The 14,019-nt window shown below is 68.0% G+C and carries 14 protein-coding genes; 5 read left to right on the top strand and 9 right to left on the bottom strand.

Annotation, left to right across the window (positions count from 1 at the left end; all coding sequences use genetic code 11):
• Window positions 1-48: 48 nt before the first annotated feature.
• Window positions 49-1,428: an MFS transporter gene (locus ON40_RS28835; RefSeq protein ID WP_083896014.1), complete on the bottom strand. Its 1,380-nt coding sequence runs from the start codon at window positions 1,426-1,428 to the stop codon at window positions 49-51.
• A gap of 12 nt (window positions 1,429-1,440) precedes the next feature.
• Window positions 1,441-2,679, bottom strand: a complete 1,239-nt coding sequence (locus ON40_RS28830) for a M20 metallopeptidase family protein (RefSeq protein ID WP_040828025.1) — start codon at window positions 2,677-2,679, stop codon at window positions 1,441-1,443.
• Window positions 2,680-2,773: 94 nt separating this feature from the next.
• On the opposite strand from ON40_RS28830, the gene ON40_RS28825 reads away from it, so the two are divergent.
• Entirely contained in the window at window positions 2,774-3,814 is a 1,041-nt protein-coding gene (locus ON40_RS28825; protein WP_040828024.1) for an Lrp/AsnC family transcriptional regulator, read from the top strand.
• Window positions 3,815-3,866: 52 nt separating this feature from the next.
• Window positions 3,867-4,466: an RDD family protein gene (locus tag ON40_RS28820; RefSeq protein WP_040828023.1), complete on the top strand. Its 600-nt coding sequence runs from the start codon at window positions 3,867-3,869 to the stop codon at window positions 4,464-4,466.
• 70 nt (window positions 4,467-4,536) lie between these two features.
• Here the strand turns inward: ON40_RS28820 and ON40_RS28815 are convergent, their stop codons facing one another.
• Window positions 4,537-5,286, bottom strand: a complete 750-nt coding sequence (locus ON40_RS28815) for a DUF4191 domain-containing protein (protein WP_040828022.1) — start codon at window positions 5,284-5,286, stop codon at window positions 4,537-4,539.
• A 24-nt stretch (window positions 5,287-5,310) separates the two neighbouring features.
• Window positions 5,311-7,524 carry an elongation factor G-like protein EF-G2 gene (locus tag ON40_RS28810; RefSeq protein WP_040828021.1) on the bottom strand — a complete coding sequence of 738 codons (2,214 nt, stop codon included), beginning with the start codon at window positions 7,522-7,524 and terminating at the stop codon, window positions 5,311-5,313.
• 428 nt (window positions 7,525-7,952) lie between these two features.
• Here ON40_RS28810 and ON40_RS56190 point away from each other — a divergent pair, with 428 nt between their 5' ends.
• From ON40_RS56190 to ON40_RS52145, 3 genes are all read left to right on the top strand, one after another.
• A complete protein-coding gene (locus tag ON40_RS56190; RefSeq protein WP_373281990.1) occupies window positions 7,953-8,285 on the top strand; it encodes an MspA family porin in 333 nt (110 codons plus the stop codon).
• On the top strand, window positions 8,282-8,764 hold the full coding sequence (locus tag ON40_RS56185; protein WP_051193691.1) for an MspA family porin: 483 nt from the start codon (window positions 8,282-8,284) through the stop codon (window positions 8,762-8,764). Before ON40_RS56190 ends, ON40_RS56185 begins: the two co-directional genes overlap by 4 nt.
• A gap of 632 nt (window positions 8,765-9,396) precedes the next feature.
• A complete protein-coding gene (locus tag ON40_RS52145) occupies window positions 9,397-9,624 on the top strand; it encodes a hypothetical protein (RefSeq protein ID WP_157186452.1) in 228 nt (75 codons plus the stop codon).
• A gap of 90 nt (window positions 9,625-9,714) precedes the next feature.
• Here the strand turns inward: ON40_RS52145 and lipA are convergent, their stop codons facing one another.
• From lipA to sucB, 5 genes are all read right to left on the bottom strand, one after another.
• Window positions 9,715-10,815 carry a lipoyl synthase gene (gene lipA / locus ON40_RS28790; RefSeq protein WP_051193690.1) on the bottom strand — a complete coding sequence of 367 codons (1,101 nt, stop codon included), beginning with the start codon at window positions 10,813-10,815 and terminating at the stop codon, window positions 9,715-9,717.
• A gap of 24 nt (window positions 10,816-10,839) precedes the next feature.
• On the bottom strand, window positions 10,840-11,670 hold the full coding sequence (lipB, locus tag ON40_RS28785) for a lipoyl(octanoyl) transferase LipB (protein WP_083896012.1): 831 nt from the start codon (window positions 11,668-11,670) through the stop codon (window positions 10,840-10,842).
• A complete protein-coding gene (locus tag ON40_RS28780) occupies window positions 11,667-12,233 on the bottom strand; it encodes a GNAT family N-acetyltransferase (RefSeq protein ID WP_083896011.1) in 567 nt (188 codons plus the stop codon). The genes lipB and ON40_RS28780 overlap by 4 nt, the downstream gene beginning before the upstream one ends.
• A 70-nt stretch (window positions 12,234-12,303) precedes the next feature.
• Window positions 12,304-13,197, bottom strand: a complete 894-nt coding sequence (locus tag ON40_RS28775) for a TIGR01777 family oxidoreductase (protein WP_040828019.1) — start codon at window positions 13,195-13,197, stop codon at window positions 12,304-12,306.
• A 22-nt stretch (window positions 13,198-13,219) separates the two neighbouring features.
• Window positions 13,220-14,019 (bottom strand): 2-oxoglutarate dehydrogenase, E2 component, dihydrolipoamide succinyltransferase (sucB, locus tag ON40_RS28770; RefSeq protein WP_040828018.1); only part of this gene is annotated, 800 nt, incomplete at its 5' end.

The raw sequence follows: 14,019 nt of genomic DNA, 5'->3' as shown, positions 1-14,019 counted from the left end.
ACACGTCTCTGTGCCCGGTCGATGGTTTCTCCTTGGTGAACATCGAGGTCAGTCGATCGGGGCGTCGCGAGTCTCCGGCATGCCCAGCACGACCGCGGCGCTGGCCAGCGACAGGATCAGGACGTAGCCCGCGAACAGCGTCGCGTGATGTGAACCGGTGAGCCAGGTCTGCAGATACGGTGCGGTGCCGCCGAACATCGCCGTGGCGACCGCGGCGCCCAGCCCGCTGCCGGTGGCGCGGATTCCGGTCGGGAACAACTCGGCGTACACGGCCGGGATGATCGCCGCGAACGGCGCGAGGAAGATCATCGCCACGATCAACGCCGAAGCCAGTTGCCAGGGCCCGCGGCCGAGCAACGCGGTGAGCGGGAAGATCGCCGCGGCGCTGCCGAGATTGGCCAGCAGCAGCACCGGCCGACGTCCGACTCGATCGGCCAGGGCGCCGTACAGCGGCAGCATCGCGATCATCGCGACCGAGGCCAGCACGCTGATCCACAACACCTGTGCGGCGGGAATCCGATGTGCGGCCACCTCCTGCGCCGGGGTGCCGATCACCCAGAGATAGAAGGTGACGGTGCCACCGAGCGTCAGGGCGAACGCCCGCGCACAGCCGATCCGGTGCGTCCACAGTCCGCGCAACAGCGGCGCCCGCGGTGCGGTGTTGCGGGCGAAGCTCGCGCTCTCCGTCAGCCGCAGCCGCATCACCAGCGTGTACGCGCCGACGACACCGCCCAGCAGAAACGGGACCCGCCATCCCCACGCGGTCATCTGAGCTCTGCTCAGCACGCCGGAGCCGATCGCCCCGAGCACGGTCGAGACGATGATTCCGGTGGTGCCGGAGATGTAGATGAACGCGCCCCACCGACCGCGCCGCCCCGGCGGCGCGGATTCGGCCAGATAGGTCTGTACCGCGGGCATTTCGCCACCGTGCCCGAGCCCCTGCGCCAACCGGGCCAGCACCAGTATCCCCGGCGCGGCGAGGCCGATCGCGGCATGCGTGGGGCACACTCCGATGAGCAGACTGCCGCTCGAAGCCAGGGCGATCGAGCCGATCAGGGCGGCGCGCCGCCCTTTCCGGTCGGCGTACCACCCGAACAGCAGGCTGCCGATCGGCCGCATCACGAATCCGACCGCGAATACCGCCAACACCGACAGCAGGGCGAGCATGCCCGTCGCGTCGGGGAAGAACTGGTGCGCGAAGAACGGCGAGAACGTGCCGAAGATCGCCCAGTCGAACCATTCGAGCGCATTGCCGGTCCCGGTCGACAGCAGTGTGCGCCAGGTGGGCGGTGCGGGAGTGCCTGAGGTCGTGAGGACGGTTGTGTCGGTGGGATCGACGACTGCGGGTGTGGCCGCACGCGGATTCGCGATATCCGGTCCGGCGGGGTCGACGTGATCGGGTTGTGCGGCGGATGTGCTGGTGGACATGGTATTTCCTCCTTATCGGACCGCGTCCGGGAGAGCTTGCGCGGCAACGGCATTCGACGTTGCCGCGATATCCAGTCGTCGGGACGCCAGTTCTGCGAGGTAATTCGCTCCGTCGGACAGGATCGCGTCGTCGAAAACCGCGTAGGGAGAATGGATGTCGGGGGCGGTGGCCGGATCGGCCTCCGGCGGGCAGGCGCCGAGCAGGATCATCGCGCCGGGGACGCGATCGAGAACGTTGGAGAAGTCCTCGCCCGCGCACAAGGGCTGTGGCAGTTCCCGATAGCGGTGCGGACCGTGCAGATCGGCCGCGACGCCGGCGGCGAAGTCCGCCTCGGCGGCATCGTTGACGGTGGCCCCGACATAGGGCGTGATCTGCGTTTCGGCCTCGACCCCGAAGGCGTGTGCGATCGAGCGGCACATTCCGGACAGGCTCGCGCGCAACGCATCCCGGATCTGCGGGGTGTGCCAGCGCAGTGTGCCGCGGAATTCGGCGCTGCCGGGGATGACGTTTCCGGCGCTGCCCGCGTGGATCGCCCCGATGGTGAGCACCGCGGTGTCCTGTGGCGCGACAGTCCGAGTGAGCAGGCCGGGCAGCGCGCCGATCATCGCCGCCGCGGCCGAAATCGGGTCGCGCGCCAGGTGTGGAGCCGATCCGTGCCCGCCGGTGCCGCGTACCGTGACACGAAGCAGATCACCCCCGGCGAGGACGGCCCCGCGGCGGGTGGTGAAGGTCCCGTGCGGGAAGCGGGCCGACATCACGTGGATCGCATAGGCGGCGATCGGTGGCGCGCCCGCCGCTTCGAGTACTCCCTCCTCGATCATCCGCGCGGCCCCGTCCTGGCCTTCCTCACCGGGTTGGAACATGAAAATCACGTCACCCGTGAGCTTTTCGCGACATCGCGCGAGCAGCTGCGCCGCTCCGACCAGCATCGCGGTGTGCAGGTCGTGCCCGCAAGCGTGCATGGTCTCGGTGCGCGAGGCGTAGTCCAGTCCGGTGAGCTCGGCCAGGGGCAGCGCGTCCATATCTCCCCGCAGCAGAACCGCCGGGCCCGCGCGTCCGCCGCGCAGCACCGCGGTCACCGAGCCGAGTTCGCGCCCGACGGTGATCTCCAGCGGTAGGCCCGCCAGCGCGTCGAGCACCCGTCGCCGGGTGCGGGGCAGATCCAGTCCGAGTTCCGGCTCGCCGTGGATCCGGCGACGTAGGCGGACCAGATCTTCCTGCAGCGCTTGACTTTCTGTCGATGTCGGCATCGCCGGACCTCCTGTCGTGCGGAATCGTGACAGGATGGCGAGGGGAGCAGAAGAGTCGGTAAATCTGCCGGATATTTCGAAAATTGGTGTCCCGATGCAGGATTCTGCCATCGCTCTGGACGAGCTGGATCTGGCGGTGATCAATTGCCTGGAGATCGCTCCGCGGGCCTCGTGGCAGCGGATCGGCGCCGCCCTCGAGGTCGACCCGGCGACCATCGCACGACGCTGGCAGCGGCTGAGCCGGGGCCGCGCGGCCTGGGTGAGCGGTCGCGCGTCCGGTCTGCCCGACGCCTGTCAGGCCATCGTGCTGGTCGACTGCGCGACCGGGGCGGCGAACGATACCGCGCAGCGCCTGGCGCGCTGGCCGCATGTGCTCAGCGTCGAGCACATCAGCGGCAGTCACGATCTGTCACTGCTGATCACGGTGCCCGGATTGGGTGCGCTCTCGCGCCTGCTGCTGGAGTCGCTCTCAGCGGTGCCCGGCGTCGTCGCCACCCGGACGCTGCTGATCACGCGGACCTTCCGGCTGGGCGACCACTGGCAGTTGAACGTGCTGGACGCCGCCCAGCGGGCGCGGCTGGCGGCGGGCGTGCGCCCCTGGCCCGAGCGGCCACCCCGCCCGCGTCCCCTGGACGCCACCGATCGCACCCTGGTCCTGCGCCTGGGGCAGGACGGCCGGGCCGCGCTGTCGGACCTCGCCCGGGAGACCGGCCTGAGCATCAGTACGGTCCGCCGCAGGATGGACGGGATGGTCGCGGGCGGGCAGCTTCAGGTGCGATGCGATATGGCGCTGTCACTGTCGGGGTGGCCGGTCGGCATGTGGGTGTGGGCCAGAGCGGATCCGAACGATCGGCGCACCGTGGAGGCGCTGCTCGCCATCACCGGTGCACGGGTGTGCATGCGGGTGTCCGGGGGTGAGCCGAATCTCGTCGTCGGCTTTTCGTTGCGCACCGTGCACGAGGTGGCGGTGGTGGAGTCGCGGCTGTCCGTCGAGGCGCCGCGGCTGACGATTCTGGGCACGTCGATCGTGCTGCGGTTCATCAAGCGGATGGGCCGCGTGCTGGATGCGGCCGGGCGCAGCCAGACGGTCGTTCCGATGGAGGTCTGGGCGGATCCGGGCGAGCCGCCGAGGTAGGCCGCGCACCACCCTCGACAGTGCCCTCGCGGGCCGGGGATACGATTCTCGCATGGCACGTATCACCGGTTCCTGGCTGTCGGGGCCCAATGCGGCGGACTCGGGGGATCCGCTGCCGGACGAATATCCGGGCAAACTGCTGGGACTGCCGAAATCCGGTGTCGGCTCGCTGGCGCCGATGTCGCGGCGCATCGTGGCCATGTTCGTGGACTGGATCATCGCGACCGGAATCGCGGCGTTGATCGTCCGGCCCGATCCCGCGCGCATCATCGCCCGCACGCATGTCGCCGCCGGTCAACAGCCTCCGACGAACTTCGAGGCCGTGACCAGCGCCCTGTCCACGCCGACCTTCCTGGTGTGGTTCGTGCTCGGTGTCGCCACGGTGACGCTGTTCGGGTTCACGCCGGGGCAGTACTTCCTGCGGATGCGCGTGGTGCGTGTCGATGTGATCGAGGCCATGGCCGAGGGCAAGTCCGGGTCGGCTGTCGGCGGTCAGGCCAAGCCGCCGGGGTTCGACGCCGCGGTCGGATTCGTGCGTGCCCTGGTTCGCCAGGTGCTGCTCATCTTCGTGGTGCCCGCCCTGTTCGCCGATTCGGACGGCCGCGGCATGCACGACCGCGCCACCGGAACGGGTCTGGCCCGCACCCGCTGAGCGCATCCGGAACAGCAGAAGGCCCGCGTTCGAAAGAACGCGGGCCTTCGTCGTCTCGGGGCCGACCGACTCAGCTGCGGCGGCGGACCGTGCGCTGGACGCCGCGCATCTTCGCGCCGCCGGGCAGCGGGCCCTTGGGCAGCGCCGGGCCGCCGCGGGTGGCCAGGGCCGACAGCCGGCCCTCGATGAGATCCATCCGCTTGGCGTCGATGTTGCGGGGGAGTTTGGTGAGGTAGCGCTGCAGGGTCTTGAGCGGGACCTGACCCTCCTCGTTGCCGATCACGACGTCGTAGATCGGGGTGTCGCCGACCAGGCGGGCGGTCTTCTTCTTCTCCTGGGCCAGCAGCGATTTGACCCGGTGCGGGGAACCCTCGGCGACCAGGATGACGCCGGGCAGGCCGATCACCCGGTGCACCGCGTCGAGCTGCGCGGTGGCGGCAACGGCCTGGGTGGGCCGCCACTTGCCCTGCAGATTGTCCAGCACCCACCAGGCCGCGCCGGGCTGATCGTCCATGCGGGCATACGCGTTCTTCTGGGCGCGGCGGCCGAAGATGATGAACGCAACCAGACCACCCAGCACCAGGCCGATCGGCAGCAGGTACCACTGCATGTGCACGAGCAGGCCGATGACCACCATGATCACCGTGATGCCGACGAAGGCGCCGATCATCAGGGGCAGCAGCAGCTTGTCTTCCTTGCGCTGCATCTGGAATACCTGCCAGAGCTGCTTGCGCCGCTCCTTGGAGGCCTGCTTGCGCGCCGCCTTCTCCGCGGCCTTCGCTTCCTTCGACGGCTTGGCGCCGCCCTTGCCTGCTGCCATGGTTCTCAGAATAGTGTGCGGAGCTCAGGTCGAGACGTGCGCCCGGTTGCGGATCGAGTCGGCCAGCTGGCCGGGCATCGCCTCGTGCCGGGCGTAGGAGCGAGTGAACTGCGCCGCGCCGTGAGCGAGGGAGCGCAGATCGATGGCGTACCGGTCCAGTTCGAGTTCGGGAACCTCGGCGCGGATGACCGTGCGCGCACCGGAGATCGGTTCGGTGCCCAGTACGCGGCCGCGGCGGCTGGACAGATCGCTCAGGACGGTGCCGACATGGTCGTCCGGGACCGTGACGTTCACCTCGGCGATCGGTTCGAGCAGATTCAGCCGGGCGGCGGTCGCGGCCTCGCGCAGGGCCAGCGCACCGGCGGTCTGGAAGGCCGCGTCGGAGGAGTCGACCGAATGCGCCTTACCGTCGAACAACGTCACCCGCACGTCCACCAGCGGATATCCGGCCGCCACACCGCGGGCCGCCTGCGCGCGCACCCCTTTCTCCACCGACGAGATGAACTGTCGCGGAACGACTCCGCCCACCACCTTGTCCACGAACTCGATGCCCGAACCCTCCGGCAGCGGATCCACCTCGATCTCGCAGATCGCGTACTGGCCGTGCCCGCCGGACTGTTTGACGTGCCGCCCGCGCCCGGTCGCGCCGGAGGCGAACGTCTCCCGCAGCGCCACCTGGTGATCGACCAGATCCACCTGCACCCCGAACCGCGACCGCAGCCGCTCCAGCGCGACGTCGCGGTGCGCCTCGCCCAGACACCACAGCACCAGCTGGTGGGTCCGGCCGTTCTGTTCCAGGTGGACCGCCGGATCCTCGGCGACGAGCCGGGCCAGGCCCTGGGAGAGTTTGTCCTCGTCGGCCTTGCTGTGCGCCTGCACCGCGACCGGCAGCAGCGGTTCGGGCATCGGCCACGGCTCGATCAGCAGCGGAGAATCCTTCTGGGACAGCGTATCTCCGGTCTCGGCGTGTCCGAGTTTGGTGACGCAGGCGATATCGCCGGCCACGGCCTCCCCGACCGGGCGCTGCTGCCTGCCGAACGGGGCCGAGATCGCGCCCACTCGTTCGTCCGCATCGTGATCGGGTTCGGGCTCGCCGTTCCCGCCGGGAGTGTGGCCCCAGACGTGCACCGTCTCGTCCGGGCGCAGCGTGCCCGCGAACACCCGCACCAGCGAGAGCTTGCCGACGTACGGATCGGACGTCGTGCGAATCACCTCCGCGGCCAGCGGCGCGGCCGGATCGCAGGCCAGCGGAGTGGGGGCCGAGCCCTTGCCCGGACGCGCCGCCGCCACCGGATGCTCTGCGGGCGTGGGGAATCCGCGGGTGATCAGATCGAGCACCTCGACCATGCCCAGCCCCTCGCGCGCACCCTCGGGTGGCGGCGCGGCGAGCAGGATCGGATGGAAGGTGCCGCGCGCCACCGCGCGTTCCAGATCCGGGACGAGCGTGTCCAGGTCGATATCCTCGCCCTCCAGGTAGCGATTCATCAGGGTCTCGTCCTCGCTCTCGGCGATGATGCCCTCGATGAGCTGCCCGCGCGCCTGCTCGATCAGCGCCGCCTGCTCCGGTGTGGCCTCGGTGCGGGTGTGCTCGCCCGCGGAATAGTCGAACACCTGCTGGGTGAGCAGATCGATCAGACCGGTCACCGGGCGGTGCCCGTCCGCGCCCGCCGGTCCGTAGACCGGAAGATGCAGGGGCAGAACGCTTTCGGTCGCACCGCCGCCGAGCAGTTCGCGGCAGGTGCGGGCCATGTCGTCGAAGTCGGCGCGGGCGGCATCCAGATGGGTGATCACCAGCGCACGCGGCATGCCGACCGACGCGCACTCCTCCCACAGCGCCAGCGTCGGCCCGCCGACGCCGTCCGCGCCGGCGGCGGCCGAGATGATGAAAAGGGCCGCATCCGCTGCTCGCAGACCGGCCCTGAGCTCTCCGACGAAATCGGCATAACCCGGTGTGTCCACCAGATTGACCTTGATCCCGTCCCAGGCGACCGGCACCACCGACAGCTGCACCGACCGGTGCTGGCGTTGTTCGATGTCGTCGTAGTCCGAGACGCAGGTCCCGTCCTCGACCCGACCGGCCCGGGTGAGCGCACCGGTGGCGACGGCGAGCGCCTCCACCAACGTCGTCTTTCCGGACCCCGGATGCCCGACCAGCACCACATTGCGAATGTCCTCGGGCCGGTCGGCGGTGACCGCCTTCCCGTTGGGCCCGGCCGGTGTGCTCGCTCTCTCGACCATCTGTGCTCCCGAAGTCGACACGTGTGGTTAATCAGAGCTTCCCACCAGCGACCACCATGTGTCACCCATTCGACAGATCAATCGGGTTACCGCACCCTTTCCTCTGCGAAGTAGTGCGGCCGGTGTCGCTGGTTTCCGGGCACGCGGTCTTGCGCGTTCGTCGCACCGGACCGACAGCTCGCCTCGCGAACCGCGCTACTGGTGCGATCGGACGAGTCTCCGGCGGAACCGGTGGCGATCGTGCGCCGATCACATCCGTCGGTCACCGCCTGGGCCGTTCATATCGGCGACGTCGGCTTCTCCCGCCCGCACATTGAGTGTTCTATGCAGTTTACTGCGCCCCAACAGCTTTCGGCATACGGACGAACCGAGGTGTCGCCTTGCCGCTGTGCGGACCGAGCGCGGGGGAACAGATGCATATTCGGGGTGTGATCACAGGACTTGCCGGTGCGCTGGCCGCCGTCCTGATCGCTGTTGTGGCCACCGGCACCGCTGCCGCGGACCCGCTGGCCGACAAGTCCCGGGAGACCACTACGGACGACGGCTGGCACATTCGAATCACAAAGACCGACGAAAACCTCGACAGATACCCGAATCTCGCCGCCACATTGTTCACCCGTGAAGGATTCGTCACGCTCAAAGCGGCCGCCGATGTAAGCGGTAGCGGCTCCGCCCCGGTGAATTCCGGCAGCATCACCCTCGGCTACCAGATCGGTTGCCAGGCGGACGTCACCAGCGGTGCGGCCATCGGACTGCTTTGACCGGGCGCCACGGTTCGATCACCGCCGACCAGGTGCACATCAAGATCGACGGCTGCCTGGGCCCGGTCAGTCTGCGGTCCTACGCGCAGATCAAGATCACCACCCCGACCGCGGACAACTCGCTGGCCGTTGAGATTCTCATGACTTCGCACGATCAGTTGGGTGATGAGATTCCGCTTCGGCGCGGATACTACGATCCGACGACGAACAGCGGCTTCGGGTTCGACAAGATGTTTCATAAACATGGCATCACGAACCCGAACGTATTCGACGATATAATTCGACACACCCCTTCGACGTATCAGATCGATCCGGAGTCCGGGGAGATGAGGCGCATATATCGCAGCCAGATTCAGCGATGGCGCTGCGGATCATTTCTGGGGATTCCTACTTCCTGCCGGAATACCGGTGAATCCGTCTGGATTCGCGCCGTTGTCATGTCGAGGATGAGAAGCTCGATGGTCACCCGCTCGGGCTGATCACGATGTATTGTGAAAAAGGCGGCTCCGGTGTCACTCTGAATCAGTGGGGAACCGGTACGCTCTGTCCGAGCTGGGTGAACACGAACGTACCGATCAACTGAGAATGCGAGATCCATGGGTGCATCGAGCGGTTCCGACTTTGCGAAACAGGTTATTTCGGAATTGATTCGCCTTGCGAACGCGCCGGATCCACTCCGCGAGGTGACGATAGAGCCGGTTGCGGCATGGACCGCCGGGTCGTGGATGTAGTTCGTGTACCGGACAGACGAATCGCCGTGGACGTTCGGGATCGTGAAGGACACCGGTAGGCCGGACAAGCTCTCCCCGTGGCGTAGTGCGGCGGATGCGGCCGGTTGGTATCCCTTGTCCGATTATACGGAGTTCCGTACTCCCTGCATACCGGCGATCCCGACCGAATCATATGGCTGCTGGGACAGCTCGACGATGAGCTTCCTCGCCGGGTTGCAGAGGTCGAGGCTCGAAATGAACTGTGAAAAAAATCGTAGATCCAGTCGGAATCCGTGGCCGACAACGGCGTGGATCATTACCGATCATCGCGGCCGCTGTCTCGGTGGCCTGCCTTGTAATGGTTTCGCTGAGTAGCTGCTCCAAATACCACGTACGCGGAGATGATGAATCTCACCTGCGGAAAACTCCACGATCAGTTGGCCGCCATGACCGAATCGGGAGAACGTTACGCAGGGGGAGCGTATGCCGGGCAATACGGAAAGGTTCGCGTTACCGCCGTCGAGCAGGTTCGAGAATCTTCCGAAGAGCCTCTGACGAGAAAGGCGCGGGAAGAATTCGACACATCTGCCACGCCGTGGAAGATGTGCGACCTCGTACCGGTGTCGTGACGCCTCTGGTGTGATCCGTCCCCCGTGTCGTGAGCCCAACCGTGGACGCCGACGATATGGTTCACGGTTACGACACGGAGGACGGGTCGGCTAGGAGCCGAAGCGGGCCAGGACCGAGGTGGCTTCCTGGGAGGCGGAGCCTTCGGTGGCCAGATGGGCCATCTCCGGGGCGATCTCGCGGCCGTGGTGGGCCATCGCCTGGGCGTAGAGGCGGCCGGCGCGGTAGGAGGAGCGGACCAGGGGGCCGGCCATCACGCCGGCGAAACCGATCTCGGTCGCGACGCGGGAATGCTCCACGAACTCCTCGGGCTTGACCCAGCGGTCCACCGGATGGTGGCGCGGCGAGGGGCGCAGGTACTGGGTGATGGTCAGGATGTCGCACCCGGCCTCGTGTAGATCGCGCATCGCCTGGGTGACCTCCTCGGGGGTCTCGCCCATGCCCAGGATCAAATTCGACTTGGTCACCAGACCGGCCTCGCGGGCCGCGGTCAGCACCGCCAGCGAACGCTCGTAGCGGAATGCGGGACGGATCCGCTTGAAGATGCGCGGCACCGTCTCCAGATTGTGCGCCAGCACCTCGGGGCGGGTGGCGAACACCTCGGCCAGCTGATCGGGATCGGCGTTGAAATCCGGGATCAACAGCTCCACACCGGTGTTCGGGTTGAGCTGCTTGATCGCGCGCACCGTCTCCGCGTAGAGCCAGGCGCCGCCGTCGTCCAGATCGTCGCGGGCCACACCGGTCACCGTGGAATAGCGCAGGCCCATCGCCTGCACGCTCTCGGCCACCCGGCGCGGCTCGTCGCGGTCCAGCTCGGCCGGCTTACCGGTATCGATCTGGCAGAAATCGCATCGGCGAGTGCACTGCTCGCCGCCGATCAGGAAGGTGGCCTCGCGGTCCTCCCAGCATTCGAAGATGTTCGGGCAGCCCGCCTCCTCGCAGACCGTGTGCAGCCCTTCACGTTTCACCAGGCCCTTGAGCTCGGAGTATTCCGGGCCCATCGTGGCGCGGGTGCGGATCCACGCGGGTTTGCGCTCGATCGGCGTCTCGGCGTTGCGCGCCTCGATACGAAGCAGCTTGCGGCCGTTGGCCAATGGCACACCCGGCGCGGGAGCCGGGGTTGCGGCGGGACCCGAGCCGGGCGGGGTGGTGCCGGTCGGAGCGGTCGATGTCGGGGTGTCGACGGAGGTCACCCGACCGATGCTACGCCCGCCCGATCAAGCGCCCGGTGCGGCTCCGGCCGGTGTGATATGCGCAATATCGTGATCGGAAATCGGCAGTCGGCCGTCCAGGGCGCGCGCGATCGAATCGGCCACCGACGCAAGCACCTCGGCCACCGTGATCTCGCGGCCCAGTTCGCGGCTCAGCGTCGTCACCCCGGCGTCGCGGATCCCGCAGGGCACGATGACCTCGTAGGCGTCCAGCGGCGAATCGCAGTTGAGCGAGATGCCGTGCAGGGCGACACCGCGTTCGACGCGTACGCCTATCGCCGCGACCTTGCGCGCGGATTGCAGAGAGTTCGCCGGAACCCACACGCCGGACCGTCCGGGGACCCGCCCGCAGACCAGTCCCAGGCCGGTGCAGACCGCGATGAGGGCCTCCTCGAGGCGGCGCACGTAGTCGATCACGTCGACCGGTTCGGCCAATCGCACGATCGGATATCCGACCAGCTGGCCCGGACCGTGCCAGGTGATCTTGCCGCCGCGATCGGTCAGCACCACGGGGCTGCCGTCGGTCGGCATGTCCTGCGGTTCGGTGCGGCGGCCCGCGGTGTAGACCGGCGGATGTTCCAGTAGCAGTAGATGATCGCGGCCCTGACCTGCGGCGCGTTCGGCCGCGATTCCGCGCTGCACATCCCGGGCGCGCTCGTAGTCGACCACGCCGAGGTAGTCGATCTCGATGGGCGCCTCGTCCATGCGGGCGGATTCGGTGCGTCGGCGGGCCGGTGGGATCACCGGCAGTGCGGAGGTTTCGGTCACGCCGTCACCGAGCGGATCCGGGGTGTTCTCGTGCTCGCCCCGTAAGGCTGCGCTGGCGGGCTCAGTCATCGTCGGGACGTTACGCTATCGTGACCCGCACCCGCGAACTCCGTGGTGCCCAATGTGAGCTGCATCAATGTCAGGTCCATCCATCCGCCGAATTTATGTCCTACTTCCGGTAGTACCCCGACGGTGTGGAATCCGAACTTCTCGTGCAGCTTGATCGAGGTGGTATTCGAGGATTCGATCGCGGCGACCATCGCGTGCACGGTTCCGGCGCGTTCGGCCCGCGCGAGCAGCTCGGTCAGCAGAGCGGTGGCCAGTCCGCGGCGATGGAACCGGTCGGCCACGTACACCGAATTCTCCACGGTGAAGCGGTATCCCGACTTGGGCCGCCACTGTCCGTAACTGGCGTATCCGGCCACCGCGCCGTCGATCTCGGCGACCAGCACCGGGAATCCGCCCGCCGTGCGCGCCCGCCACCAGGCCAGCCGCTCCGGCAGATCGACCGGCTCGGTATCCCAGATCGCGGTGGTCTCCGCGATCGCGTTGTTGTGGATCGCCAGGATCTCCGGCAGATCCGTCTCACGCGCATCGCGGATCAGCGGCTCGGACGATGGATTCTCGGTCACCAGCTCACGGTAACCGGCGTCAACTCCAGGACCGAGGGGGCGAGATGTGATATTCGCCGGGACCTGAGGATCAGTCGGCGAAGATCGAGGCCAAGGCTTGGCCGATGGTGTGATGCCGGAAGGGATAGCCCGCCTCTTCGAGGGCTGTGGGTATGGCCCTGGGGCCGTGCAGGATCGCCTCTTCGGCGAACTCGCCGATCAGCAGTCGCAGTGCGACCGACGGCACCACCAGCGGGGCGGGACGGTGCAGCGCAAGGGCCAGGGCCCGGCTGAATTCGGCGTTGGTGACCGGTGCGGGTCCGGCCATGTTGACCGGGCCGCGCAGTGTGTCGTGGGTGAGCGCGAAGGCGATCGCGCCGATCTCGTCGGCCAGGGAGATCCACGGTACGTACTGACGGCCGTTGCCCAGGCGTCCGCCCAGGCCGAGCGAGTACAGCGGTTCGAGCAGTTTCAGCAGCCCGCCGTGCCGGGACAGCACCAGGGCGCTGCGGATGTACACCACGCGCGCACCCGCGTCCTCGGCGGGCTTGGTCGCGGCCTCCCAGTCGCGGCACAGCGTGCCCAGGAAACCCGTTCCCGCAGGGGAGGTTTCGGTGACGACCCGGTCGCCGGTCGTGCCGCCGTAGTAGTGCACGCCGCTCGCATTGATCAGCGTCGGCACCCCGGCGGCGGCGACCGCCGTGGCCAGTACATCGGTGGGGGTGATCCGGCTGTCCCGCAGCTCCTGTTTGTAGCTGCCGTTCCAGCGTCGGCGGCCGACCCCCGCACCGCACAGGTTGATCGCCGCGTCCGAGCCACGCAGGGCGCGCTCGGGCACCTGGGCGCGAATCGGATCCCAGCTGAACTCGTCACGCGCGGCGGCGGGGCGCCGCACCAGCCGGACCACATCGTGTCCGTCCCGGCGCAGCGCCGCCACCAGTGCCGTTCCGATCGAACCGGACGAACCGGCGATCACAACCCTCATGCGGTGTTACCGAATTTTCTTGTTACAGACCGAGGTCCGCCTCGAACGCCGCCTCCTCCAGCCGGTGCCGGATGGTGGTGAGGAAACGTCCGGCATCGGCGCCGTCGATGAGCCGGTGATCGTAGGTCAGCGGCAGGTAGCACATCGAGCGGATGCCGATGAACTCGTTGCCGTTGTCGGCGATCACGATGGGGCGCTTGACGATCGCGCCGGTGCCCAGCATCGCCGACTGCGGCGGAACCAGGATCGGGGTGTCGAACAGGGCGCCCTGGCTGCCGATGTTGGTGATGGTGAAGGTGCCACCGGCCAGCTCGTCCGGCTTGAGACCGCCGGTGCGGGCGCGGTTGGCGATATCGGCGATCGCGCGGGCCAGACCGGCCAGCGACAGGTCGCTGGCGTTGTGGATGATCGGGGACAGCAGGCCCTGATCGGTGTCCACCGCGATACCCAGGTGCACCGCGGAGTGGTAGGTGATCTCCTTGGTGTCCTCGTTGTAGGAGGCGTTGACGTTGGGGTGCACGCCCAGCGCCTCCACGGCCGCCTTCGCGAAGAACGGCAGGAAGGTCAGGTTCACGCCCTCGCGATCGGCGAAAGCGGTCTTGGCCTTGGCGCGCAGTGCCGCGATCTTGGTGACGTCGGCCTCGTGGGTCTGGGTCAACTGTGCGGTGGTCTGCAGCGATTCACGCGTCTTGGTCGCGGTGATCTGCCGGATGCGGCTGGCCTTCTGCACGGTGCCGCGCAAAGCCTGCAACTGCGGGCGGACCCCGGCGGGCGCCGCGCTCGCGGGTGCGGCCGGAGCGGCTGCGGGCGCTGCCGCAGGCG

Origin of the sequence: Nocardia jiangxiensis NBRC 101359 (genome assembly GCF_000308615.1) — a bacterium.
In the GTDB taxonomy this organism is placed as follows: domain Bacteria; phylum Actinomycetota; class Actinomycetes; order Mycobacteriales; family Mycobacteriaceae; genus Nocardia; species Nocardia jiangxiensis.
The sequence above is the reverse complement of the archived record's forward strand: the minus strand, read 5'-3'. Positions and strand labels throughout refer to the sequence as shown.

Coding starts and splice junctions, on each gene's coding strand:
- ON40_RS28835 (WP_083896014.1), bottom strand. CDS start 1,428: ATGTCCACCAGCACATCCGCCGCACAACCCGATCACGTCGACCCCGCC.
- ON40_RS28830 (WP_040828025.1), bottom strand. CDS start 2,679: ATGCCGACATCGACAGAAAGTCAAGCGCTGCAGGAAGATCTGGTCCGC.
- ON40_RS28825 (WP_040828024.1), top strand. CDS start 2,774: ATGCAGGATTCTGCCATCGCTCTGGACGAGCTGGATCTGGCGGTGATC.
- ON40_RS28820 (WP_040828023.1), top strand. CDS start 3,867: ATGGCACGTATCACCGGTTCCTGGCTGTCGGGGCCCAATGCGGCGGAC.
- ON40_RS28815 (WP_040828022.1), bottom strand. CDS start 5,286: ATGGCAGCAGGCAAGGGCGGCGCCAAGCCGTCGAAGGAAGCGAAGGCC.
- ON40_RS28810 (WP_040828021.1), bottom strand. CDS start 7,524: ATGGTCGAGAGAGCGAGCACACCGGCCGGGCCCAACGGGAAGGCGGTC.
- ON40_RS52145 (WP_157186452.1), top strand. CDS start 9,397: ATGATGAATCTCACCTGCGGAAAACTCCACGATCAGTTGGCCGCCATG.
- lipB (WP_083896012.1), bottom strand. CDS start 11,670: ATGACTGAGCCCGCCAGCGCAGCCTTACGGGGCGAGCACGAGAACACC.
- ON40_RS28775 (WP_040828019.1), bottom strand. CDS start 13,197: ATGAGGGTTGTGATCGCCGGTTCGTCCGGTTCGATCGGAACGGCACTG.